We start from the raw sequence: 24,555 nt of genomic DNA, 5'->3' as shown, positions 1-24,555 counted from the left end.
TGCCCCCGATGTTCCCTTCCCCGTGATGATCGTAACGAGGCGGCACTCCAGGGCAGCACCCCTTTGGCCCCCCTAAACACCCCTGCGGGGACCCCCCTACCGCCGCCCCCTGCCACGCGTTGGCGGGCGGGGGGCGTTCGGTCAGACCGTTCGGAGCGCCTCCGTCGGGGACAGGCGGGCGGCCCGGATCGCGGGCAGGAGACCGGCCATGGCGCCGATGACGACCGCGGAGGCGATGCCACCGATCCACGCCTCGGGGGGAACGACCACGGCCCAGTGCTTGCCGGCCGCGTAGATGACGGTGGACAGCACGCCGACCGCGACGCCGACGGTGCCGCCGATCGCGGCCAGCAGGATCGCCTCGGCCAGGAACTGCAGCCGGATCTGCCCCTTGGTGGCGCCCAGCGCCCGCCGCAGGCCGATCTCCGACCGCCGTTCGAGCACCGAGATGATCATGATGTTGGCCACGCCGACCGCGCCGACCACCAGGGCGACCGCGCCCAGCCCGAGGAACAGGCTGTTGAAGGCGCCTTCCGCCGCCGCGCGGGCGGTGAGCACGTCGGAGGGCTGGCTGACGTCGACCTCGTTGGGGTTCTCCGGGTTGGCCGTGGACGCGAGCACCTGCTGCACCTCCGAGACCTTGTCCGTCTTCGCCCGGGTGTACAGCGTGCTCGGGTTGCCGACGGTCGCCCGCCCGCGGGAGATGCTGCTGTAGTTGAGGTACGTCTGCGCCGCCGGGAAGCCGACGAGCGCGCTGGTGTCGATCTCCCTGGCCAGCGTGGCGGGCCGCAGGATGCCCGCGACGTAGAACCACTGGCCGCCCAGCCACACCCGCTGCCCGGGAGCGACCTGGCCGATGCCCATCCGGCGGGCGGCGGTCGCGCCCAGCACGGTCACGGGGACGCGGGCGGTCGCGTCGTTGAGCCAGGTGCCCTGCGCCATCTGCACGGTCAGCACCTTGGGCAGGTTCAGGCTGGCCGCCCTGACCTGCAGGGCGTTGGTGTTCGTCGAGGGAATCAGCGGGCTGCGGTAGACCTTGGCGGTGTCCACGAGCCCGACGTGGGCCACCTGCTCGACGTCGGCGAGCCGGGCCACCCGGGCAGGCGCCTCCAGGGGCAGCGGAGCGTCCTCGCCGCTGAAGGTCTGCCCGTTGGTCGCGGTCAGCAGGTTGGTGCCCAGCCGGTCGATCTCGGCCAGCAGCCCCGCCTGCGAGGAGGAGGACAGGCCGAGAACGGCCACGATCGAGGCGACGCCGATCGCGATGCCGAGCGCGGACAGAGCGGCCCTGAGCTTCCTGGAGCGGATGCCGATGCTGGCCAGCCGCACCTGATCACCGAGGCGCAGCCGCGCGGGCGCGCTGGCCGTCGTGACGTTCATGGCGACCTCACCGCTCCCCCGCCGGCTGTCGGGGCGTTCATGGCGACCCCATCGGCTGTCGTGACGTTCATGGGTACCCCACCGCCCCGGCGCTGTCCGAGATGATCTTTCCGTCGAGGACGTGGACCTGGCGTGGCAGCCTGGCGGCCAGGCCCTCGTCGTGGGTGATCACGATGATCGTGGCGCCCTCGGCGTTGAGCTTGTGCAGCAGGTCCACGATGGTCGCGCCGGTCGCGCTGTCGAGATTGCCGGTGGGCTCGTCGGCCAGCACGATCGCCGGTTGGCCGACGAGCGCGCGGGCGATGGCCACCCGCTGCCGTTCGCCGCCGGACATCTTGCTGGGACGGAACATGGCCCGGTGCGCGAGCCCGACCTGGGTCAGCGCCCTGGCCGCACGCGCCCGCCGTTCCGTGACCTCCACCCCGGCGTACAGCAGCCCGTCCGCCACGTTGTCCAGCGCGGACTGGAACTCCTGCAGGAAGAACTGCTGGAAGACGAAGCCGATGCTGCGGGCCCGCAGGGCCGCCATCCTCCGGTCGTCGAGACCGGCGACGTCCACGCCGTTGATGCGCACCACGCCGTCGGTCGGGCGTTCCAGCGTGCCCATCACGTGCAGCAGTGTGGTCTTGCCCGAACCGGACGGGCCCACGATCGCGACCAGCTCGCCCCTGCGCACCCGGAACGACACCCCGCGCAGCGCGGGCACGGGCGGGTCCTGGCCGTAGGTCTTGGTGACGGCGGCCAGCTCCAGCACGACCTGGCCGCCGCCGCCCCCGTACGAGAGCGCGGGCCGGCTGATGTCATCGAGCGCGCTCATGACGCCGGCACCACCACTCGGTCTCCTGCCGCCAGGTCTCCGCTGACCTGCGCGACTCCTTCCGCGTTGTCGACCAGCCCGAGCTCGACGGGGATGAGCTGCCGCCGGCCCTGCGCGTCGATCTTCTCCACCCCCGACTTGTTGCCCGCCATGCCGACCAGCGCGGTGACGGGCACGATCAGCGCCTTGTCGACCCCGGCGACCGTGATCCTGACCTGCACGGGGGCCTGGTCCAGGGAGCCTGCCGCCTTGGGCTTGGTGAGCGTGATGTAGATCGGCAGCACCGCGTTGGACGCGCCGTTCGCGGTGGTCTCCTGGTTCTGGCTCTGGGCGGTGGAGCTGGCGACGGAGCCGATCCTGCTGACCTTCCCCTCCGTGACCGAGTTGTCCGGCAGCGTCAGCTGGACCTTGTTCCCCACCTTGACCCCGACCTGCTGCGCCGCGTTGAGCTGCACCACGACCTGGCGCTGGATCTTGCTGGCCTCGAAGACCACCGAGTTCGGCCGCGCCTGCGTACCGCCCTGGGCGAGGGTCTTGCTGACGCGCAGCGGCCCCGGCAGCGCGACGGCCTCGCCGAGCTGGAGCCGGCCGTCCTGGGTGGTGCCCAGGTCCTTCTGCATCGCGATCACCGCCTCGGTGGTCTCGCCGCCGAAGTAGTTGGAGTCCTTGTCGATCTCATCCGATTTGGCGTAGCCGAGCTCGCGCAACTGGTTGTTGAGCTGCTTCACGTCGTAGCCGGACAGCCCGGCGTACAGGGTGCGGTAGAAGGGCTTGGCCCCGCAGAGCAGGGCCACCGCCTCACCGTCGACCCGGTAGACCGTCTGGCCGCATTTGATGATCTGGCCTGCCGTCGGCAGGCTCGTGTACACGCCGTTCGCGTAGTTGATGGCGGAGTAGGGCTGGCCGTCCTTCTCAGAGGCGTACGTGAGCGTGCCGTTGGTGCTGATCTGCGAGGACAACGGCCCCTCGCGGACGACGGCCGTGGCGGCGCCCGCACCCGCGTTCGTGCCGGCCGGGACCGGCGCCGGGGACTCACCGCCGAACGGCTTGGCCACCAGGATCCCCGCGCCGGCCGCCCCGCCCACCGCGAGGCCGACGGCGATGGCCAGCAGCGACTTGCGCATCCCGATGGCGCGCAGTGTGGCCCTGGCCCCGCCGGGGCGCTTGTCCTTCTGCTTGGGAACCGGCGGTTTCCCGCCGGCCCGCGGGAAATCCCCGGCCGGCGTGTCGGACCGCTGCCGCTCCTCGGACTGCCGGGGGTAGACCCGCTGCCCGGGGTACGTCAGCCGGACGTCGGACCGCCGGACCGGGATCGTCTCGTCAGCGTGAGTCTCCATGGCCTGCCTTCTCCTGTCAGACGCCGCCAGGCGAGACCCCGCCCGGCATGAACTTGCGGCAGGCGTCCTCGGCGTTCTTGAACTGCGGCGATTGCGGGTCGACGCCGACCTCGGGCGAGAGCTGGATACGGCCGTTCTGCGGGTCGGGGAAGTTCGGCACACCGTTCTTCCGCATGCAGGCGACGTACTTGAGCATCTGCTCCTGCTGGTCGCCGCTGACGCCCTTGCCCTCCAGCAGGCCCGGGGGCTCGACCGACTTGCACTTCTTCTGCGCCTCCTGGAAGGCCGGGCTGTCGGGGTCGAGCGCGCCGCCGCGCTCCGCCTTGAGCTGGAGGCGGCCGTCGACGGGGTCGGGGAACTGCGAGACGCCGTTCTCCCGCATGCACTGCGCGTACTTGACCAGCGCGGCCGCGCGGACCTCCCTGCTGTCGCCGTCGGGCGAGCCGCCCCCGCCCGGATTGACGGAGGACGAGCCACCCGAGCCGCCGCCGCTGGCCGCCTCGCTGTTGCCGCACGCCGCCGTGGCCAGTCCCAGTATGGCGATGGCGGCGATCCCCAGACCTGCCCGCTTGATTGCGTTCATTGTGTGAGCTCCATGCGTCGGTTTGACTTTGCGTATTCCGTTGTACGAGCGGGCCGGTCACAGCAGGGTCCGCGCACTTGTGACCCGGCTGTGACCGGGGGCGGGAAGGAAAATGGCCTATGAGAGTCTTGGTGGTCGAAGACCAGGTCGAGCTCGCCGAATCGGTGGCCCGCGTGCTGCGCCGCGAGGGGTTCGCGGTCGACCTTTCGCACGACGGGTCCGACGCGCTGGAGCGGACGATCGCCGTCGACTACGACGTGGTCATCCTGGACAGGGACATCCCGGGCGTGCACGGGGACAAGGTGTGCAAGGCGCTGGTCGCCCGGGTGCCGCAGCCGCGGGTGCTGATGCTCACCGCCTCCAGCACGATCGCCGACCGGGTCGAGGGGTTGAGCCTGGGCGCCGACGACTACCTGCCCAAGCCGTTCGCCTACGCCGAGCTCATCGCCCGCATCAGGGCGCTGGGCAGGCGGGCGCCCGTCGCGGTGCCGCCCGTGCTGGTGCACGACGACGTCCAGCTCGATCCGGCCAAGCGCGTGGCGACCAGGGGGGCCGTACGGCTCGACCTGAGCCCCAAGGAGTTCGCGGTGCTGGAATACCTGATGGCCGCCCAGGGCAGGGTGGTGTCGGCCGAGGAGCTGCTGGAACGCGTCTGGGACGAGGCCGCGGACCCGTTCACCACCACCGTCAAGGCCACGGTGAGCAGGCTGCGGTCCAAGCTCGGCGACCCGATGGTCATCGAGACCGTCCCGCGCGGCGGATACCGGATCTGACATGCGCCGGCCCACACGCGTGCGCGCGCGCCTGACCGCGCTGTACGGGATGCTGTTCACGATCTCCGGCGCCGCCCTGCTCGGGATCCTGTATCTCCTGGTCAGCAACTCACCGAAGACCACCGTGCGGGTCCACGTGAACCAGCCGGGACCGGGTCCGGGCATGCCCACCGCGCCGCCGCCCACCTCCTTCGACCAGGTGCAGGTGATCGAGGAGACCGCCGTACGTCAGCACGACGCGCTGCTGCAGGGCCTGCTCGAACGATCGGGCATCGCGCTGGCCATCATGGTGGTGTTCTCGATCTTCCTGGGCTGGCTGGTGGCCGGGCGCATCCTCCGGCCGCTGCGGGCGATGACCCAGACGATCCACCGCATATCCGCGAGCAATCTCCACGAGCGGCTGGCCATCCCGGGCCCGGACGACGAGATCAAGGATCTGGCCAACACCGTGGACGCGCTGCTGAACCGGCTGGAGTCGGCACTCGACGCGCACAAACGGTTCGTCGCCAACGCCGCGCACGAGTTGCGCACGCCGCTGACGCTCGAACACGCGCTGGTGGAGGAGGTGCTCCTGGACCGCGGCGCCGACGCCGCGACCTTCCGGGCGGTCTCCGGCCGCGTGCTGGAGATCTGCCGGCAGCAGGAGCGGCTGCTGGAGTCACTGCTGACGCTCACCACGGGCGAGCGCGGCCTCGACCGCAGGGAGGGCTTCGACCTGGCCGCGCTCGCCGGCACGGCGCTGGAGCCGCTGCGCGCCGACCTCGACCGGCGCGGCCTGTCGCTGCGCGCCGGTCTCGCCCCCGCGCGCAGCTCCGGCGACCCGGCGCTGGTCGAGCGGCTCATCGCCAACCTGCTGGACAACGCCATCGACTACAACGTCGAGCACGGTTTCGTGGAGCTGGAGACAGGCTCCGACGGCGACCGCGCGCTGGTCAGGGTGACCAACTCGGGGCGGCACGTGCCGCCGGAGCACGTGGACCAGATCTTCGAGCCGTTCCACCGGCTGGACCGCTCGGCGGGCAGGTCCGGCCACCACGGGCTCGGTCTGTCGATCGTACGGTCCATCGCCAACGCGCACGACGCCCGGCTCACGCCCAGCGCGCGGCCGGGCGGCGGCCTGGTCGTCGAGGTGTCCTTCCCGCTGGACACCGAAACGGCGCAGACCCCGCCCGCCGCGCTCACCGGGACGGTCTAGCCACCGAAGGCGGCCTCGAACTCCTCGACGTCGTCCTGGTCGAGCTCGACCAGGGAGAAGTCGGACGGAGTGTGACCGCCCGCCTGGCCACCCTCGGTGTGCGTGACCAGGCCCTCCAGCATGGCCACCCACCCGCCGGCCAGCGCCTCCAGCGCCTGCCTGGCCAGCAGGCCCGCCGGGCTCTCCAGCGTGATGGTCAGCTCGGGGCCCTCCGGCAGGTCGCGGACCACGCCACCGGCCTCCAGCGCGTGCCTGGCGGCCATCTCAGGGTCGATGGTGCCGCCCATGGCCCGCTCGCCCGCCGGACGCCAGTTGCCCTTGTCCAGGTCTGCCGGGCGTGGCTCGTCCTCGTCGCGGGTGGCGGCGAACCTGCCCATGTAGTTGAAGCCGACCTGGGCCGAGGGGAGCGCGGCCAGCCTGGGCGCGGTGGCCGGGTTGAGGTGGCGCAGCAGGCCGTATCCAAGTCCGTCGCCCGGAACGCTCCTGAGCTGCTCCTTGATCCGCTTGATCAGTCGTCCGGCGGCCCCACCGCCGGCGCGCACGTCGGTGAAGTCGAGCACGCCGGGGTTCAGCCGGACCGGGTAGGCGCCGGTGAACCAGCCCACGGTGCGGGTCAGGTCCATCGTCTCGGTCAGCGGCTCACGCCCGTGCGTCTCCATCTCCACCAGCATGCCGCCGTCGAAGGACCGCCCGCCGGCCTGCCGCCACTCGCCCACGGCGGCGACCAGCCCGGCCAGCAGCAGGTCGTCGACCTTGGCGTGGAAGGCGGTGGGCACGCTGGTCAGCAGCGCCGCGGTGGCCTCGGCGGAGACGGTCACCTCGACGCGCTCGAACCCGTCCGCCAGCCTGTCCAGGGCCGGGTCCAGCGGGCGCTCCCCCAGCACCAGGTCCGAGCCGGACACCATGGCCGCCCACGCGGGCAGCTCGTTGACCCGCTCCTGGCCGGCGGCCTGCCTGGCGAGCTCGACCGCCCAGCGCCGGAAGGAGGTGCCGACCGGCTCCAGCGCCGGCTCGTCGTCGCCCGCCGCCAGCATCAGGTAGGCGGCCGCCAGGTCCGGCAGCAGGATCCGCCAGGAAACGCCGTCGACCACGATGTGGTGCGCGACCAGCAACAGCCGGCCGGGCTCCCGCGGGCCCGGGTCGAGCCAGACGGCCTGGACCATGACGCCGGCCTCCGGGTCGAGCCGGTCCGCCGCCTCCCTCGCCGCCCGGTGGACCAGCTCGCCCATGGCCTCCTGGTCGAGTCCCGCCACGTCGATCCTGCGTACGAGGTCGGCCACGGGCACGGACTCCTCCGGCACGTACAGGCACTCGTCGCCGTCCCTGACGACCAGGTTGGCCCTGAGCATGTCGTGCTGGCGCAGCAGCGCGGCGAACGCGCCCAGCAGCCGGTCCATGACCAGGTCGGCGGGCACCTGCACCAGCATCGACTGGGTGCCGGCGCGGGCCACGGAGCCCGACTGCCCGGCCAGCTCCCGCATGACCGGGGTAAGCGGCACCTCGCCGACCGCCACGTCGTCCTCCGCGCGCACCTCCTCCGTGACCGTCTTGGCCACCCGTGCCAGCTCCGCCGCGGTCTTGAGCTCGAACACCTGACGCGGGGTGATCACCACACCCGCCTTGCGGGCGCGGGACACCACGAGCATCGACATGATCGAGTCGCCGCCGAGCTCGAAGAAGGAGTCCTCGGCGCCCACCCGCTCCAGGCTCAGCACCTCGGCGAACAGGCCGCACAGCAGCTCCTCCACCGGTGTGGCGGGCGCGCGGCTGACCGCGAGCCCGGACAGGTCGGGCGCGGCCAGCGCGGACCTGTCCAGCTTGCCGTTCACCGTGACGGGCAGCGCGTCCAGCACCATCACCGCGGCCGGCACCATGTAGTCGGGGAGCCTGGCCGCAAGCTGGTCGCGCAGCACGCCGCCGTCCACGGACGCCCCTTCGACCGGGACCACGTAGCCGGCCAGGCGCCTGACGCCCGGCTGGTCCTCGCGGGCGATGACCACGGCCTGCTTGACCAGGTCGTGCTCAAGGAGCGCCGCCTCGATCTCCCCCGGCTCGATGCGGAATCCGCGGATCTTCACCTGCTCGTCGGCGCGGCCCATGAACAGCAGTTCGCCGGTGGGCGTCCACTGCGCCAGGTCGCCCGTGGCGTACATGCGGCGCCCCGGCCGCTCGCCGGGGAAGGGACAGGCCACGAAGCGCTCGGCGGTCAGGCCGGGGCGGCTCGTGTAACCGCGGGCCAGACCCTCGCCCGCCACGTACAGCTCGCCGGTCACCCCGGCGGGCAGCGGGCGGAACGCCTCGTCGAGCACGAAGATCTCGGTGTTGTCCATCGGGTAGCCGAGCGGCACCGAGTCGGGCACCGCCGAGTTGGCGGTGAAGGGGATCTGGGTGGTGAACGCGGTGGTCTCCGTCGGGCCGTACGTCGAGCGCACCACCATCTCCGGGTGGTTCTCCAGCAGGGTCCTGACCGCGTTGGGCGAGACCACGTCGCCGCCGGTGGAGACCTCGCGCACCCCGGCGAAGATCTCCGGGTTCTGCTCGGCCAGCACGGCGAACAGGCCCGCCGTGGCGTGCACGTTGGTGACGCCCTCGGCGGCGATCAGGCGGCCGCGCGCCACCGGGTCCACCTGGCCGGGCGGCACGATCACGAGCTGGCCGCCGCGCGAGAGCGGCACCCACAGCTCGTACGTCGAGGCGTCGAAGGCGTGGTTGGCCTGCAGCAGCACCCGCTCGACCACGTCGTCGCGCCAGCACCCGTCCAGGCAGAACGCCATGACGTTGCCGTGTGTGGCGGCCACTCCCTTGGGCGTGCCCGTCGAGCCCGAGGTGTACATGACGTAGGCCAGGTTGTGCGGCGAGATCCGCACGCCGAGGTTGCCCGCGTCTGAGCCGTGCGCCAGCTCACGGGCGGAGACCTCGATGGTGGGCGCGGAGCCGAAGAGGTCGGCGTCGCGCAGCTTGGCGGCGGTCGGGGTGTCCACCAGCGCCAGCGCCACCGCGGCCTCGGTCATGACCGCGCGCAGCCGGGCGATCGGATGACGGCCGTCGAGCGGTACGTAGAAGCCGCCCGCCTTCACCACGGCCAGCAGCGAGACGATGAGCTCGATGGAGCGCTCCATGACGACGCCGACCGGCTTCTCCGGCCTGATGCCCGCGGCGACCAGGCGGTGGGCCAGGCGGTTGGCGCGCTCGTTGAGCTCGCCGTAGGTGAGCACCTCTCCGCCGTACACGATGGCGACCGCGCCGGGCTCGCGTGCCGCGCGCTCCTCGAACATCTCCGCGAGCGAGCGGTGCGGCAGGGCCCTGGCCAGCCCGTTCCAGTCCCGCAGGATCCGCTGGTGCTCGCCGTCGACCAGCAGCTCGATGCGGCCGACGGGGATGTCGGGGCGGGCCACGAGCTGGCGCAGGACGCCGAGCAGCCGGGCCATGAGCGCGTTGACGGTCGGCTCGTCGAACACGTCCGGCCGGTAGTCCATGCGCAGTTCCATGGCGTCGGCGGGGGTGACGACCAGTGTGAGCGGGTAGTGGGCCGCCTCCTCACCACCGGCGCCGGTGATCCGCACACCGCCGTACCGGTGCGCGCTGCCCTGACCGCCCGGCTCGGGACCCGACTGGCCCGCGGACGGCGGGGCCATGTGCGGAGGGCCACCCTGACCATCCGGCGGCGGACCCATGTGCAACGGACCACCCTGACCATCCGGCGGCGGACCCATGTGCAACGGACCACCCTGACCATCCGGCGGCGGACCCATGTGCAACGGACCACCCTGACCGCCCGGCGGCGGACCCATGTGCAACGGACCACCCTGACCGCCCGGCGGGGCGGAGGCGATGGTCGGCCGCTCCGCCTCCGCGCCGCGCACCGAGCCGCCGATCGACGGCTGCTCCATCGGCCCGCGCGGGTAGTTCTGGTAGACGATCAGCGAGTCGAACGTGGCGCCGGGGCCCGCCTCGCGCTGGATCTCGGTGAGCCCCAGGTGCTGGGCGTCCAGCATCTTGGTGTGCTGGCTCTGCAACTGCTTGAGCACCGAGGTGAACGCCTCGGCGGGGTTCAGCGTGACCCGTACCGGCACCGTGTTGATGAACAGCCCGAGCATGCGCTCGACCCCCGGCAGCTCGGCCGGCCGCCCCGACACGGTCGCGCCGAACACGACGTCCCCACGCCCGGCCAGCATGCCGACCAGGATCGAGTAGGCGCCCTGGAGCACGGTGTTCAGCGTCACGCCCTGCCGCCGGGCCAGGTCGCGCAGCCCGTCGGCCAGTTCGTCACCCGCGTGGCTGATCACGTGCTTGAGCATGACGGGCGGCCCGCCGCGGTCGGGTGGGCCGACCAGCGTGGGCTCGGTGTTGCCGGCCATCACCTCGCGCCACGACCGCCGCGCCACGTCCTTGTCCTGCTTGACGAGCCATTCCAGATATGTCCGGTACGGCGTGACGGGCTCCAGCACCGAGGCGTCGCCGCCGTTGCCGTAGAGCGCCCACATCTCGCCGAACATGATCGGCAACGACCAGCCGTCCATCAGGATGTGGTGGATCGTGACGACCAGCCGGTGCGTGGTCGGGCTCAACCGGATGAGCAGCACCCGCAGCAACGGGGGCACCGCCAGGTCGAACCTGCGCCTGTCCTCCTCGGCCACCCTGTCCGCCTCGGCGGCCGCCTCCCCCGGCGGCAGGTGCGACACGTCCACGAACCGCCACGGCAACGTGACCTTCTTGGCGATCACCTGGACCGGGTCGCCCGCGGCGCGGTGCTGGAAGCCGGCGCGCAGGCTGGCGTGCCTGTCCAGCAGGACCTGCCAGGCGGTGCGCATGACCTCCGGCTCCACCGGGCCGTCCAGGGTGAGCACCCGCTGGCCGACGTAGACGTCCATGGGCGCCTCGTCGTCGTAGGTCGCGTGGAACAGTAAGCCTTCCTGCAGGGGCGCCAGCGGCCACACGTCCTCGACCTGCATCTTCGTCACTGATCTCTCCTCTCGTCTGATGGTGGCAGCAGGTGCGGGGCTCCTCCGCCGCCACCGGGCGGAGGCAGAAGATGCGGGGCTCCGCCACCGCCACCGGGCGGAGGCAGAAGATGCGGGGCTCCGCCACCGTCACCGGGCGGAGGCAGGAGATGGGGCGCTCCCCCATTGCCGGGAGGCGGCGCCATCAGGTGCGGGGCGGGCGCGACGCCGACGAGTTCCCGCTCCTCGGGTTTGGGCGGCCGGGCGAACTGCGTGCGGTACAACTCGGCGTAACGCCCGTTCAGCTCCATGAGCTCGGCGTGCACGCCGCACTCCACGATCCGGCCGCCGTCGACCACGATGATCTGGTCGGCCTCCCTGATCGTGGCCAGCCGGTGCGCGATGACCAGCGAGGTGCGCCCGGCCAGCGCGGTACGCAGCGCACGCTGCACCGCGGCCTCCGACTCGGAGTCCAGGTGCGCGGTGGCCTCGTCCAGGACCACCACCGAGGGCGACTTCAGCAGCAGCCGCGCGATGGCGATGCGCTGCTTCTCCCCGCCGGAGAACCGGTAGCCGCGGTCGCCGACCACGGTGTCCAGGCCGTCCGGCAGCGTGGAGATCAGGTCCCAGATCTGGGCCGCGGCACACGCCTCCCTGAGCTCCTGCTCGCTCGCGCCCGGCCTGGCGTACTCCAGGTTGGCCCGCAGCGTGTCGTGGAACAGGTGCGCGTCCTGCGTGACCATCCCGACGGCGGCGCGCAGCGAGTCCACCGTCAGGTCGCGCAGGTCGTGGCCGCCGAGGCGGACCGTTCCCCGGCCCGGGTCGTACAGCCTGGGCACCAGGTGGGTGATCGTGGTCTTGCCCGCGCCCGACAGCCCCACCAGCGCCGTGAGCTTGCCCGCCGGGGCGCGGAAGGTGACGTCATGCAGCACCCAGGCGTCGCCCTGGCGCTCCTGCTCCCGCGTGGAGATCGTCTCCAGCGAGGCCAGCGAGACCTCGGAGGCCGTCGGGTAACCGAACCAGACGCCGTCGAACTCCACGTCCATGGCCTCGGCCCGGGGCAGCGCGGTCGCCGCCGGCTTCTGGACGATCAGCGGCTTGAGGTCCAGCACCTCGAACAGCCGGTCGAAGCTGACCAGCGCGGTCATGACGTGCGCCTGGAGGCTGGAGAGCTGGTTGATCGGGCCGAACAGCCTGGCCAGCAGCGTCGCCAGTGCCACCAGCGTGCCGATCTGGAAGGCGCCCGCGATGACCAGGCCGCCGCCGAGGCCGTAGACCAGCGCGGTGACCAGCGAGGCGAGCAGCGTGACGGAGATCAGCAGGGTCCGGGAGTGGACGGCGGTCACCACGGCGATGTCGCGTACCTTGGCCGCGCGGCTCCTGAACAGGCCGGTCTCCCGCTCCGGCGTGCCGTACAGCTTGGTCAGCAGCGCGCCGGCGACGTTGAAGCGCTCGTGCAGCAGCGTGCCGAGCTCGGCGTCCTGCTGCATGGAGACCCGCAGCAGGCGCTGCAGCCGACGCCCGACGACGCGCCCGGGCAGGATGAAGAACGGGATGACCGCCAGCGCGACCAGCCCCACCACCCAGGACAGGTAGAAGATCGTCCCCAGCACCAGCAGCAGCACCAGAACGCTCGACATCATCATGGACAGCAGCGAGGTCATCGCCTGCTGGGCCGCGACCACGTCGGTGTTGAGCCTGCTGACCAGCGATCCGGTCTGCGCCCGGGTGAAGAAGGCCAGCGGCTGGCGCTGCACGTGCGAGAACACCTCGGTACGCAGGTCGTACACGAGGCCCTCGCTGACCCTGGCGGACGCCCAGCTCTCCAGCGCGCCGAGGAGCGCCTGCAGCACGGCGAGACCCGCCACCGCCAGCGCCACCGAGACGACGACGGACCGGTCGCCGGGGATGATCCCGTCGTCGATGATGACCTTGAACAGCAGCGGCGTGGCGACGATGACGACCGCGTCGAGCGCGGTCATCAGCAGGAGCGCGACCACCATCCAGCGGTACGGTCCGGCGTACGGCACGATCCTGCGGAACGTGCCCGGCCTGACCGTCTGGGCGTTCTCCGGGCCGTCGGGCCCGAAACCGCCGCGGATCTGGATGAGCGGCCCGGGACCGCCGATCATGAGACGGCCATCTCTGTGTAGTCGTCCATCTCCAGCGCCAGGCTCCTGGGCCGCATGTCGGTCCAGTTGGCCTCGACGAACTCCAGGCAGGCCGCACGGTTCCCGGGCCCGTGGGCGATCTCCCAGCCCACCGGCACCTCGGCGTAGGCCGGCCACAGTGAATACTGACCCTCGTCGTTCACCAGGGCCAGGAAGGTCCCGTCGGCGTCGGCAAAGGGGTTAGCCATGATGGTTGTCCTTTCTTGATCTTCAGTGTCCGGTCCACACCGGTTCGCGCTTGTCGGCGAAGGCCCGTACGCCTTCCGCCGCGTCGCGGCTGCTCCTGCGCCTGGACTCCCAGCGGTACTCGGAGGTGAAGGCGTCGGGCAGCGGCATGTCGAGCGAGCGCATGGCCGCTTCCTTGATCGACCGGACCGACAGCGGCGCGCTGCGCAGCAGGTCCCGCGTCCACCCCGCCACGCAGGCGTCCAGCCGGGCCGCGGGCACGACCTCGTTGACCAGGCCGTGGGACAGGGCCTGCGCGGCGGTCATGGACCGCCCGGTCAGCAGGTGGCCCATCGCCACCTTCAGCGGTAGCTGCCTGGCCAGCCGGAACGCGCCCCCGGCGCCGGGCACCAGGCCGAGCCGGGCCTCCGGCAGGCCGAACACGGCGTGCTCGGCGGCGATGATGAGGTCGCAGGCCAGCGCGAGCTCGAAGCCGCCGCCGAGCGCGTAGCCGTTGACCCGCGCGATCAGCGGCTTGTCCATGGTGAAGCGGTCGGTCAGGCGGGGCCAGCCGGGCTGGCCGCGGCTGCCGAACGTGGTCGGCGGCGTGCCCCGCTCGTCCAGGACCGCGCGTTCCTTGAGGTCCTGCCCCACGCAGAACGCGCGGTCGCCCGCGCCGGTCAGCACGACCACCCACACGTCGTCGTCGGTCTCGATGTCGCGCCAGATCGCGTCGAGCTCGACGTGCGCCTGCTGGTTCAGCGCGTTGAGCACCTCGGGCCGGTCGAGCGTCACGCGGGCGACGTGGTCGCACTTCTCATAGCCGACCGTCATGATCGCCTGTCCGAGAACGCTGCGACCTTGCCGATGACGTCGTTACTGTGCATGCGCAGCGCCTGCTGGTAGGCGAACTCGGCCAGGTAGGCGCGCAACTGGTCCACCGGCTCCTCGACGAGGTTCAGCAGCCGCCGGTTGGCCGCCACGGAGTCACCGCGCAACCGCTCCACGCTCCGCGCGAGCAGGTCGTCGAGCTCGGCGCCGTCCGCGACCTCGTCCACCAGCAGACGTGCCTCGGGATCGGTGGCCTGGATGCGCCGGCCCTGCAGGATCGCCTGCCTGGCCAGCCGCGGCCCGGCGAGGCGGGTGAGCCTGAAGTTGGCCGCGCCGGGGATGATGCCCTCCTGCGCGGCGGGCAGGCTGAGATAGGCGCCGGCGCCGGCGATGACGTGGTCCAGCACCAGCAGGAGCTGGCAGCCGCCGCCGATCGCGAAGGTGTCCACGACGCCGATCCACGGCTTGTCGCCACGCACCATCTTGTGTATGTAGCCGAGCTCGCGGCGCAGCAGGAAGCCCACCAGCGTGATCTGGCCCGCGTGCAGGCGCTTGAGGTTGATGCCCGCGCTGAACACCCGCCTGCCGCGGTAGCGCGGGTGGCTCATCGTGCCGCCGCGCACGACGCCCACCTGGACGGCCGGGTCGAGCAGCGCCAGGTCCACGGCCGTCTCCATGTCCTCGACCTGCTGCTCGTCCTCGGCGTTGAGGCAGTCGTCCCGGCACATGGTCAGGTGCGCGGCGGCGTCGCGGCGCTCCAGCAGCACCGACTCCATCTGGATCCTGCCGGTCCTGGCGAACCGCGGCAGCAGCGCGAGCGCGCGCTCCGTGGGCCGCAGCATGGTTCCGACCAGGTGGGGTCCGGCCAGCGGCGCGCGCAGCACACCGCGCAGGAAGATGCCCTGGTCGATCTCCAGCCCCTGTTTGTCCGCCTGCGCCCTGGTCCGCTCCTCCGCCAGTTGGTCCGCCGTGGGCACCAGCCCGGGGAAGGCGTCGGCGGCCGCGTGCAGCAGGTCGGGCAGCCGCAGGTGGAGCGCGCGGCCGCGGGTCAGCTCGTCGTAGACGGCCTCGGCGTGGGCGTCCATGAGCTCCAGCCGCTCCTGGCGGCCGGTCACCGGCGTGCTCCACGTCGTGATCATCGGGCCACCTCTGTCCGGCGCAGCGCCCTGTCGCAGGCCGCCAGGTGCGCGCCGAGCGCGTCCTCGAAGACCGTCGTGGTCGCGTCGAACATGAGCCGCCGCCTGATGGCCAGCTCGCTGCCCGCCAGCGGTCCGGCGCCCCGGCCGGCCGCGGCCAGCGCCTCCTGCGGGTCCTCGGTCACCTCGTCGAGCAGGCCGAGCTCCAGTGCCTCGGCCGCGGTGATCGGTCTGCCGAACAGCGCGGCGCGGCGGGTCCTGGCCACCCCGGCCTGCTGGGCCAGCCGGTAGAGAGCCATGCCGGGCCAGGTGGCCTCGCCGTCGCCCGCGATCAGGAGCCGGACGCCGGTCTCCCCGATGCGCACGTCGGTGGTCAGCAGCACGTCCAGCGCGGCGCCGCCGCAGTCGCCCGAGGCCAGCGCCACCGTGGTCACCGGCAGCCGCTCCAACCTGCGCAGCATCCGCTCCCACCTGGTCACCAGCGAGACGTTCAGCTCCCGGGTCCAGGCTCCGCGCGGGGCGCCGGACACGCGGATCGCGACGGTTCCGCCCTCCTGGCGCTCCGCCTCGGCGACGAGGGCGCCGATCGCCTCGACCGTCGCCGCGGACAGCGGCTCCGCTCCGCTGATGGTCACTATCGCTTCCACAGTCGTCCTCTCAGTCATCTCGTTCACCAGCGGATCAGTGCCGTCTCGATGGTGGAGCCCGGGCCCATGGTCATCAGCACGCCGTACTCGCCCGGGCGGGTCACGCCCTCCTCAAGCAGGCGCTCGTAGGAGAACAGGAAGGAGGCGCTGGAGACGTTGCCGTGGTCGCGCAGCACCCCCGTGGTGTGCCTGACCGCGTGGCGGCTCAGGCCGAGGTTGATGACGACCGCGTCGATGACCTTCTTGCCGCCCGAGTGGACCAGCCAGTGGCCGACGTCGCCGCGGCTCAGTCCGGTGCCCGCCAGCAGGCGGTCCACGACCGTCTCGGCGTGCGCGCCGATCACGTAGGGGATCTGCGGATCGAGGAAGAAGCTGAACCTCGCCAGGTCCCTGTCCCACTCGTACCGCATGGCCTCGATGGCGTCCGTGATGATCATGCTGGCGGTCTTCACGATGGCCGGGCCCGGCGGCGTCGTCTCGCCCGCGACCAGCGCCACCGCGGCGGCGCCGTCGCCGAACAGGCTGTTCACCACCGCCGTGCGCATCGAGGAGTCCACCGCGTACGCGGCGGAGCAGGCCTCGGCGCAGAGCACGACCGCGAGCTCGCCCGGACGCGCCACCGACCAGCCCGACACCACGCCCAGCGCGTTGAGCCCCGCGTTGCAGCCCATGCCGACGATGTCGGAGCGACTGCAGTGCGGGTCCATGCCCAGCTCCTTGATCAGGTGGGCGCTCACTCCCGGAGTGAGGAATCCCGTGCTGGTCACGCAGCACAGGTGCCTGACGTCCGACAGCTCGGCCCCGGCCCGCTTGAGGCAGGACTCCAGCGCCTGGGCGCCCATCTCCAGCGTCTGCGCCTTGTGCTTGTCGAGCAGGTCGCCCTGCGGTTCGGGGGCGCGCGTCCCGCCGGCGCCCTGGGGCGGCAGCACCAGGCCGCGCCGCTCGATCGCGCTGCTGTGGAACAGCGAGACGATCCGCGGATCGGTGATCCCGAGGGCATCGAGCACTTCCTGCTGCGTGTACGTGGTGGCGGGCACCGCCGTGCCGACCCCGACGATGCGCGCCGGATCGAGCGCCCCCGTCATCGCGCGTCCCGCCCTTCCGCCTCGATGAACCTGGCCAGCCTGGCGGTGCCCTCGGTGATCTCCTCGGGCGTCAGGTAGCTGGTGGACAGCCGGATGGCACGTTCGCCGCCGCCGTCCGGGTAGAAGTAGGACATCGGCGTCCAGATGACGCCGAATTCCTGGGCAGACCGGACCAGGGCCGCCTCGTCGGTACGGAAGGGCACGGTCATGCTCAGGAAGAACCCGCCTCGCGGCGCGTTCCACGAGACCCCGAGCGCCGCCCGCCGGTCCGCGGGCAGCCACCTGTCCAGGTGCTCCAGGACCGAGCGCATGGTGCCGCCGTAGTGGGCGGCGCCCTGCGCGTTCAGCTTGGAGAGCAGGCCGCCTGCGGTCATGATGGCGCCCGCCACGGCCGCCTGGCCGAGCGAGGAGGTGTTGACGGTCACCATGCTCTTGATCTTGGTGAGGTGTTCCGCCAGGAGGCCGGTGCCCGTGCCGGTGGCCACCGGCTGGTCGGCGACGGCGAACCCCACCCTGGCTCCGGGGAAGACCGTCTTGGAGAACGACCCGAGGTGGACCACGCGCCGCCCGCGGTCGAGCGACTTGAGCGTGGGCACCTGCCGCCCCTCGCTGACCAGCCGGTACGGGCTGTCCTCCATGATCAGGAAGTCGTGCTCGGCGGCCAGGTCGAGCAGCGCGCGCCGGTCCTCGATCGGCATCGTCCCGCCGGACGGGTTGGCATGGTCGGGCACCAGGTAGAGCAGCCGCGGCCGCCGCCCCCTGGAACGTTCCGCGGCGATGGTGGCCACCAGGTCGTCCATGACGAGCCTGCCTTCACGCTCCTCCACCGGGGTGAGCGGCGCCTCCAGCAGGCGGGCGGCTCCGATGATCCCGACATAGCACGGTGTGGCGGCCAGCAGCACGTCGTCGCGGTCGCGGATGAGCGCGCGCAGCGTCAGCAACATGGCCTCCTGGGCGCCGGCCGTGACCACGATCGACTCGGGTGGGACGTCGATGTCCTCCTCCTGACGCAGCCAGTCGGCGATGACCTGGCGGATGTGCCCGGCGGTGGGGCCGTACTGGTAGACGTGATCGCGGACCTCGCGCCAGGACCTCCCCCGGGTGGCGAGGTCGTCGAGATAGGCGCGCAGATAGGTGAAAACCAACTCGCTGTCGAAGAACTCGCCGTACGGCCGTCCGGCGGCAAAGGAGATGGCCTCCGGATATCGCCAGGCGACCTCGTTGAGGAAATTCATCGTGTCCAATGCCGGGTCGGACACGCTCGAATGCAGTTCATGAAGTTTGAGCATGGTCGGGTGCCTCCTCAGGGCAGGAGGAAAACACGCTCAGGAGCGCGTCAACAAGGGCGATAAATTTGGTGTCCAAGTTCGTTTTTCACGCGGTTGGACGGTCCAGGACAACGGCGGGCGGTAACCGGTGGGACGCCAGGTGACCGTGGTGCCCGTGCGCTCGCGGCACATCAGGACCCGCAGCGCGGCGCGGATCGCCGCGAGCTCCTCCTCCGTCGGATTTCCCGCGACGACCGTCGGCTCCATGTCCGTCATTGCGGCGGATTCCCGTGCTTGCGCTCCGGGAGCGTGGCGTGTTTGGCGCGCAGCAGGTCCAGGGAGCGGATCAGCGTGCTCCTGGTGGCGCGGGGATCGATGACGTCGTCGACGAGCCCGCGTTCGGCCGCGTAGTAGGGGTGCACGAGCGTGCGGCGGTACTCCGCGACCCGCTCGGCCCGCCTGGCCTCGGGGTCGGCGGCGGCGGCGATCTCCCTGCGGAAGACGACGTTGGCCGCGCCCTCCGCGCCCATCACCGCGATCTCGTTGGTGGGCCAGGCGAACGACAGGTCCGCGCCGATGGAGCGGGAGTCCATGACGATGTAGGCGCCGCCGTACGCCTTCCGGACGATCACCTGGATCCGCGGCACGGTGGCCGCGCAGTAGGCGTAGAGCAGCTTGGCGCCGTGCCTGATGATGCCGCCGTGCTCCTGGTCGGCGCCGGGCAGGAAGCCGGGCACGTCGACCAGGCTGACCAGCGGGATGTTGAAGGCGTCGCAGGTCTGGATGAAGCGCGCGCCCTTCTCCGAGGCGTGGATGTCCAGCGCGCCCGCCAGGTGCCCGGGCTGGTTGGCGACGACACCGACGACCTGCCCGGCGAGCGTGGCCAGCCCGCACAGCAGGTTGCCCGCCCACCCGGCGTGGAACTCGAAGAACTCGCCGTCATCGACGATCTCGACGATGACGGCGGCCATGTCGTAGGAACGCGCGGGATCCGCGGGCACCAGGTCGAGCAGCCGGTCGCACGGCCGGTCCGCCGGATCGGCGGTGGCCACCGGGGGCGGGGCCTCCCTGTTGTTGGAGGGCAACAGCGACACCAGGTGACGCACGTCCTCCAGGCAGGAGACCTCGTCGGCGTGGACGAACCCCGCCACACCGGTCAGGGAGCCGTGCACGCGCGCGCCGCCCAGGTCCTCGTGGGTGATGTGCTCGCCCGTCACCGCCACCACCACGTCGGGGCCGGTCACGAACATCTGGGCGGTGCCCTGCACCATGAAGACGAAATCGGTCAGCGCGGGAGAGTAGGCCGCGCCGCCCGCGCACGGTCCGAGCATGACGCTGATCTGCGGGATCACTCCCGAGGACGCGACGTTCCGGTGGAAGATCCCGCCATAGCCGGCCAGCGCCGTGACGCCTTCCTGGATCCGCGCGCCCGCGCCGTCGTTCAGGCTGATCAGCGGGACTCCCGCGGTCCTGGCCAGGTCCATCGCCTTGTGGATCTTCTCCGCGTGCGCCTCGCCGAGCGCGCCGCCGAACATCCGGAAGTCGTGCGCGTACACCATGACGCGGCGGCCGTTGATCTTCCCCCAGCCCGCGACCACACCGTCCGTGTACGGCCTGCGCGCCTCCATCCCGAACCCGGTCGCCCGATGCCGCCTGAACGGCTCGATCTCGCTGAAGGACCCCTCGTCGAGCAGCACACCGAGGCGTTCGCGAACAGTGAGCTTGCCCCTGGCGTGCTGCCGGGCCGTGGCCTCGGCCCCGGGACCGGCCGAAATGCTGTCCTTGATGAGCTCCAATTCGACGACCCGGTCCCGCATGGTTTCCGCGGCGAGGTCCGACGAAATCGCATCGTTGACTTTCAACGCTTTCCTCCTCGTGCCATTTCGTCAAGATAGGCATTCGAGGCGGCGTGGAGAAAGAAATGCCCGTCCAACCGCTCGGTTCCGGCCTGCGTCAAGTGAGTTGAAAGCGGGCCGGGGCACAATCGCTGTCCAGCAGAGTTCAGACGGCCCGCCGGAGCCCGCACGGCCCCGGCGAGTACCGGGGGTGAACGATGTCTGTCCAATCAACGGAGAGAACAGGAGAGCTCGAGACACTGTTGCGCCTCTTCCATTCCGCCCAGCGGGGTTCCAGCGCCGTGGGATGGATCGAGGGCGCGGCGGGGACGGGCAAGACGAGCCTGTTACAGGCCGTCGCGGAGCGGGCCTTCCAGGCGGGTGCGGTCTTCCTCAACGCATCGGCCTCGCGCGTGGAGTCCGTGGTCCCCTTCAGCGTCATCCGGCAGCTCCTCCACAGTCCCCACCTCACGCCCGACGAGCGGGAGATCGCCGACACCGTCCTGGCCGTGGACTGGCTCCACGCCCCGCAGGACAGGACGACCGGGGAGTTCGACATCGTCAGCCGCGTGCCCGCCGCGGTTCTCAGCAGGCTCGCGGGGATCCTGCTCGACATCTCCCAGCGGGCCACGCTGGTGATCGGCGTCGACGACGCGCACCACGCCGACCTGGCCTCGCTGCAGGTGCTGCTCTTCCTGACGCGCCAGGCCGGGAACAACCGGGTGCTGGTGCTCATGACCGAGTGCGTACGGGCGACCCGGTCGCATCCGCTGCTCCACGCCGACCTGCTGCACCTGTCGGGCGCGCGCCGGATCCAGCTCACCCCGCTGTCGCCGCACGGCGTGGCCACCACGCTGGCCGCCCGGCTCGGCGGCGCCGCCGCGGTCCGGCTGGCAGGCGACTTCCACGCGGCCAGCGGCGGCAACCCGCTGCTGCTGAAGGCCCTGATCGACGACCTCACGCTGGGCGCGTCCGACACGGTGGTGTACGGGGAGTCGTACCGGCAGGCCGTGCTCACCTGCCTCTATCACGCCGAGTCCACCCCGCTCGCGCAGGCACTCGCCGTGCTGGACGAGGACGCCTCCCCCGCGCTGGTCGAGGAGTTCGTGCACCGCGACGCGGAGTGGATCGGGCAGGCCGCGCTCGCGCTCCGCGCCGCGGGGCTCACCAGCGACGACAGGCTTCGCCACCCCGCCGTCAGCGCCGCGATCCTCGGCGGCATGCGGCCCGCGCTGCGCGCCAAACTCCAGACCCGCGCCGCCGAGATCCTGCACAGCAACGGGGCGCCGTCCGCCGTGGTGGCCCGGCACCTGCTCGCGCCGCGGCAGACCAAGGCGCCGTGGGCCATCCAGGTGCTGCGCGAGGCCGCCGGGCAGGCACTGGGCGACGCCGACGTGCACCGGGCTGTCGGCCTGCTCAAGCAGGCGCTGCGGGACTGCGACGAGGAGGATCAGGGCACCGTCGTACGGCTGGACCTGGCGCGGGCCGAGTGGCAGGCCAACCCCGCCTGCGTCGTACGGCACCTGCCCTACCTGGTGCGCGGCGTACGGGCGGGCACGCTGCCCGCCGCCACCGCGGTCACGCTGGCCTCCTGGATGTTGTGGCTCGGCCGCGCCGAGGAGGCGCAGGCGCTCCATGCCGAGCTGGCGGGGTCGGGGGCCGACCTGACGGGGCTCGCGCTGCTGCATCCGGGGATCATCGACGGGCTTCCGGCGACGACACCGCCCGCCACGCCCGACGCGGCGGTCTCGCACGCGGTCGTGGCGCTGCGTGAGCACGGCACCCAGCCCGGCGAGCTGATGTCGATGCTGGCCATCGCCACGCTCATCCACCTGGACAGGATCGACCAGGCCGAGCGCGCCTGCGACGTGGCCGGCCCGCTGACGCCGCTGACCGGCGCGCTGCTCCACCTGCTGCGGGCCTCGATCCTGCTGCGGCGGGGGGCGCTGGAGCCCGCGCTGGCCCACGCGCGGGACGGGCTCGTGCTGGTCCCCACCGACGGCTGGGGCGTGGCCATCGGCACCGCGCTGGCCGTCACGATGTCGGCGCTGACCGCCATGGGACGGCACGAGGAGGCGGAGGAGCACGCGGCCGCGCCGGTGCCCGAGGCCATGTACCAAACCCCGCACGCCGCGCTCTACCTGCACGCCAGGGGCCGCCACCATCTGGCGACCAACCGGCCCGAACTGGCCGCCGCCGAACTCGCCAGGTGCGGGACGCTGCTGCGGCGCTGGGGCATGGACGTGCCCAGCTTCGTACCGTGGCGTGCCGACCTGGCCATGGCCCACCTGGCACTCGGCGAGCCGGAAACGGCCCGTACGCTGGCCGGTGAACAGTACGCCATGATCGGCTCCGGGACGTCGAGAACGCACGGCATCACGCTGCGCGCGCTGGCCGCGGTGGCCGAACCGGCGGAGCGGCAGAGGCTGCTGCGCGGCGCGGTGAAGGCCCTGGAGCGGTGCGGCGACCGGCTGGAGTTGTCGCGCGCGCTCGGCGAGCTCAGCGCCCTCTATCGCGAACGCGGCAAGTCCGCGCCCGCGCACACGCTGGCCGAGCGCGCCCGTGTCCTGGCCGCCGGCTGCGGCGTCGTCAGCCGGCCCGCCGAACCGGACCACGACGGCGATCCGCTCACCGAGCTGAGCGAGGCCGAGCGCCGGGTGGCCGCGCTGGCCGCCCAGGGATATACCAACAGCCAGATCGCCCACGCCCTGCACGTGACGACGAGCACGGTGGAGCAGCATCTGACCAGGGTCTACCGCAAGCTCAAGATCAAGTGCAGGGCTGACCTGCCGCTGCTGTCCCGCGAGCCGAGCCAGGCGTTCGGCTAGCGCATACGACGCTCGACCGTATATAGGACTTTTCTCCCATAGAGATCTTTACCTCTCCTGGTCCGACCAGTACCCTCAGTGCACTGAGTGCACTTCAAAGAGCCCAGGACGCGTGGGCGGTACCTCCGCGTGCCCTGCACCGCACTGGAATGAGGGACCCATGAAGCCACGCCTCGCCGCACTCCTCGCCGGATCCTTAGCGCTGACCGCCACCACTCTCGCGACGCCCGCGCCCGCCTCGGCTGCCACCCCCGGCCTTCCCGGCCCGCACAACGCGATCACCGACGTGCCGGGCATCAAGGTCGGCCAGGTCCAGTCCGCCCGGGCGCCCTACCTCACCGGCACCACCGTCGTCTACACGCCGCAGATGTCCGTGACCGGCGTCGACCAGCGTGGCGGCGCCCCGGCCACGAAGGAGACGGACCTGCTCGACCCGCTGAACTCCAATCCCGGCGTGAACGCGGTGATGCTCGGCGGCAGCAGCATGTACGGATTGTCCGCCGCCGACGGCGTGATCCGCTGGCTGGAGGACCGCGGCGAGGGCGTCAAGGTGGGCTCCGGAGTCGCGCCGATCGTCCCCGCCGCGGACATCTTCGACCTCGGGAGGGGCGGCGACTTCAAGGCCCGTACCACGCCCGAGTGGGGTTACCTGGCGGCCCGGGCCGCCGACCAGGGCCCGGTCCGGCAGGGCGTCGTGGGCGGCGGCACCGGCGCCCGCGCCGGTGGGCTGAAGGGCGGCGTCGGCAGCGCCAGCGTCACCCTCGGCGACGGCGTGACGGTCGGCGCCATCGTCGTGGTGAACGCCGCCGGTTCGCCGGTGGACCCGAGGGACTGCTCGCTGTTCGCCGCACGGTACGAGCTGGCCCACGAGTTCCGGGGCCTGAAGACGCCGAAGGCGCAGGAGTGCCGGCCGGACACCGCGGCGGAGTCCCTGCCGATGAACACCACGATCGCGGTGGTGGCCACGAACGCGCCGCTGGAGAAGGCCGCCGCGGCGCGGATGGCCGGCAACTCCCACGACGGCCTGGCCCGCGCGATCAGCCCCATCCACACCCTGGACGACGGCGACACCGTCTTCGGCGTGTCCACCGGCACCGGCACGCCGCTGCGGGTCAACAACCCGGCCGACGCCCGCCGCCTCAACGAGCTCTTCAACGCCGCCGCCGACACGCTCACCCGGGCCGTCGGCCACGCGATGCTGGCCGCGCGCACCGTCGGCACCACCACCAGTTACTGCGACCGGTACAAGTCCGCCTGTGACAAGGTCTCCGCCTTGCCGCAGGACAAGCTGGGCAAGGCACCGGAGGTGACCCAGGAGTCGCTGGCCGAGGCCCGGCAGCAGCTCGACAAGGCCCCGGCACTGCCGACCGGCACCGACCCAGGGCCGTCCAGCACCGGCGGAGCGGGCTCGGGCAGCGCGGGACCGGTGAACACGGGCGGCGCGGGACCGGCGCGCATGGACGGTTCGGGGCCGCTCGGCGTCCCGGCTCGGCTGAACGTCGCCGCACCCGCGGTCGCCGGGCCGCGCGTCAAGCACGTGCAGAGATTCCGGGCTTCGCCATAGCAA

Annotated in this window: 18 protein-coding genes; 4 read left to right on the top strand and 14 right to left on the bottom strand. The window is 71.9% G+C overall.

Annotated elements, in window-relative coordinates; translation table 11 throughout:
- Positions 1 to 141: 141 nt before the first annotated feature.
- From ABGB18_RS39960 to ABGB18_RS39945, 4 genes are all read right to left on the bottom strand, one after another.
- Positions 142 to 1,377: an ABC transporter permease gene (locus tag ABGB18_RS39960; RefSeq protein ID WP_347700877.1), complete on the bottom strand. Its 1,236-nt coding sequence runs from the start codon at positions 1,375 to 1,377 to the stop codon at positions 142 to 144.
- A 67-nt stretch (positions 1,378 to 1,444) separates the two neighbouring features.
- Positions 1,445 to 2,194 (bottom strand): ABC transporter ATP-binding protein, encoded by a 750-nt coding sequence (locus ABGB18_RS39955; RefSeq protein WP_347700876.1) that lies wholly within the window; start codon positions 2,192 to 2,194, stop codon positions 1,445 to 1,447.
- On the bottom strand, positions 2,191 to 3,531 hold the full coding sequence (locus tag ABGB18_RS39950) for a peptidoglycan-binding protein (RefSeq protein ID WP_347700875.1): 1,341 nt from the start codon (positions 3,529 to 3,531) through the stop codon (positions 2,191 to 2,193). Before ABGB18_RS39950 ends, ABGB18_RS39955 begins: the two co-directional genes overlap by 4 nt.
- 16 nt (positions 3,532 to 3,547) lie before the next feature.
- Complete coding sequence (locus ABGB18_RS39945; RefSeq protein ID WP_347700874.1) at positions 3,548 to 4,114, bottom strand: hypothetical protein; 567 nt, start codon at positions 4,112 to 4,114, stop codon at positions 3,548 to 3,550.
- Positions 4,115 to 4,233: 119 nt separating this feature from the next.
- Here ABGB18_RS39945 and ABGB18_RS39940 point away from each other — a divergent pair, with 119 nt between their 5' ends.
- Both ABGB18_RS39940 and ABGB18_RS39935 read left to right on the top strand, forming a co-directional pair.
- Complete coding sequence (locus tag ABGB18_RS39940) at positions 4,234 to 4,887, top strand: response regulator transcription factor (protein WP_347700873.1); 654 nt, start codon at positions 4,234 to 4,236, stop codon at positions 4,885 to 4,887.
- Position 4,888: 1 nt separating this feature from the next.
- Positions 4,889 to 6,082 (top strand): ATP-binding protein, encoded by a 1,194-nt coding sequence (locus ABGB18_RS39935; protein WP_347700872.1) that lies wholly within the window; start codon positions 4,889 to 4,891, stop codon positions 6,080 to 6,082.
- On the opposite strand, the gene ABGB18_RS39930 is transcribed toward ABGB18_RS39935, so the two are convergent.
- From ABGB18_RS39930 to ABGB18_RS39885, 10 genes are all read right to left on the bottom strand, one after another.
- Positions 6,079 to 11,034, bottom strand: coding sequence for an amino acid adenylation domain-containing protein (locus ABGB18_RS39930; RefSeq protein WP_347700925.1), 4,956 nt, complete (start codon positions 11,032 to 11,034; stop codon positions 6,079 to 6,081). The two genes, ABGB18_RS39935 and ABGB18_RS39930, sit on opposite strands and share 4 nt — an antisense overlap.
- Positions 11,035 to 11,039: 5 nt before the next feature.
- A complete protein-coding gene (locus tag ABGB18_RS39925) occupies positions 11,040 to 13,025 on the bottom strand; it encodes an ABC transporter ATP-binding protein (protein ID WP_347700924.1) in 1,986 nt (661 codons plus the stop codon).
- 125 nt (positions 13,026 to 13,150) lie between these two features.
- Positions 13,151 to 13,381, bottom strand: coding sequence for an MbtH family protein (locus ABGB18_RS39920; protein WP_347700871.1), 231 nt, complete (start codon positions 13,379 to 13,381; stop codon positions 13,151 to 13,153).
- A 22-nt stretch (positions 13,382 to 13,403) separates the two neighbouring features.
- On the bottom strand, positions 13,404 to 14,192 hold the full coding sequence (gene dpgD / locus ABGB18_RS39915; protein ID WP_347700870.1) for an enoyl-CoA-hydratase DpgD: 789 nt from the start codon (positions 14,190 to 14,192) through the stop codon (positions 13,404 to 13,406).
- Positions 14,189 to 15,328 carry a (3,5-dihydroxyphenyl)acetyl-CoA 1,2-dioxygenase DpgC gene (gene dpgC / locus ABGB18_RS39910; protein ID WP_347700869.1) on the bottom strand — a complete coding sequence of 380 codons (1,140 nt, stop codon included), beginning with the start codon at positions 15,326 to 15,328 and terminating at the stop codon, positions 14,189 to 14,191. The genes dpgD and dpgC overlap by 4 nt, the downstream gene beginning before the upstream one ends.
- Positions 15,325 to 15,960: an enoyl-CoA-hydratase DpgB gene (dpgB, locus tag ABGB18_RS39905; protein WP_347700868.1), complete on the bottom strand. Its 636-nt coding sequence runs from the start codon at positions 15,958 to 15,960 to the stop codon at positions 15,325 to 15,327. The genes dpgC and dpgB overlap by 4 nt, the downstream gene beginning before the upstream one ends.
- A gap of 35 nt (positions 15,961 to 15,995) precedes the next feature.
- On the bottom strand, positions 15,996 to 17,057 hold the full coding sequence (gene dpgA / locus ABGB18_RS39900; protein ID WP_347700867.1) for a 3,5-dihydroxyphenylacetyl-CoA synthase DpgA: 1,062 nt from the start codon (positions 17,055 to 17,057) through the stop codon (positions 15,996 to 15,998).
- A complete protein-coding gene (locus ABGB18_RS39895) occupies positions 17,054 to 18,346 on the bottom strand; it encodes a PLP-dependent aminotransferase family protein (protein WP_347700866.1) in 1,293 nt (430 codons plus the stop codon). The genes dpgA and ABGB18_RS39895 overlap by 4 nt, the downstream gene beginning before the upstream one ends.
- A gap of 36 nt (positions 18,347 to 18,382) precedes the next feature.
- A complete protein-coding gene (locus tag ABGB18_RS39890; protein WP_347700865.1) occupies positions 18,383 to 18,592 on the bottom strand; it encodes a hypothetical protein in 210 nt (69 codons plus the stop codon).
- A 5-nt stretch (positions 18,593 to 18,597) separates the two neighbouring features.
- The gene (locus ABGB18_RS39885; RefSeq protein WP_347700923.1) at positions 18,598 to 20,142 is read right to left on the bottom strand and encodes an acyl-CoA carboxylase subunit beta; all 1,545 of its coding nucleotides are present in this window, start codon (positions 20,140 to 20,142) and stop codon (positions 18,598 to 18,600) included.
- 236 nt (positions 20,143 to 20,378) lie between these two features.
- Between ABGB18_RS39885 and ABGB18_RS39880 the strand changes: the two genes are divergently transcribed.
- Complete coding sequence (locus ABGB18_RS39880) at positions 20,379 to 22,988, top strand: AAA family ATPase (protein WP_347700864.1); 2,610 nt, start codon at positions 20,379 to 20,381, stop codon at positions 22,986 to 22,988.
- Between the two features lie 160 nt (positions 22,989 to 23,148).
- Positions 23,149 to 24,552, top strand: a complete 1,404-nt coding sequence (locus ABGB18_RS39875) for a P1 family peptidase (protein ID WP_347700863.1) — start codon at positions 23,149 to 23,151, stop codon at positions 24,550 to 24,552.
- Positions 24,553 to 24,555 lie beyond the last annotated feature (3 nt).

Origin of the sequence: Nonomuraea sp. B12E4, from assembly GCF_039871825.1 — a bacterium.
GTDB lineage: Bacteria > Actinomycetota > Actinomycetes > Streptosporangiales > Streptosporangiaceae > Nonomuraea.
The sequence above is the reverse complement of the archived record's forward strand: the minus strand, read 5'-3'. Positions and strand labels throughout refer to the sequence as shown.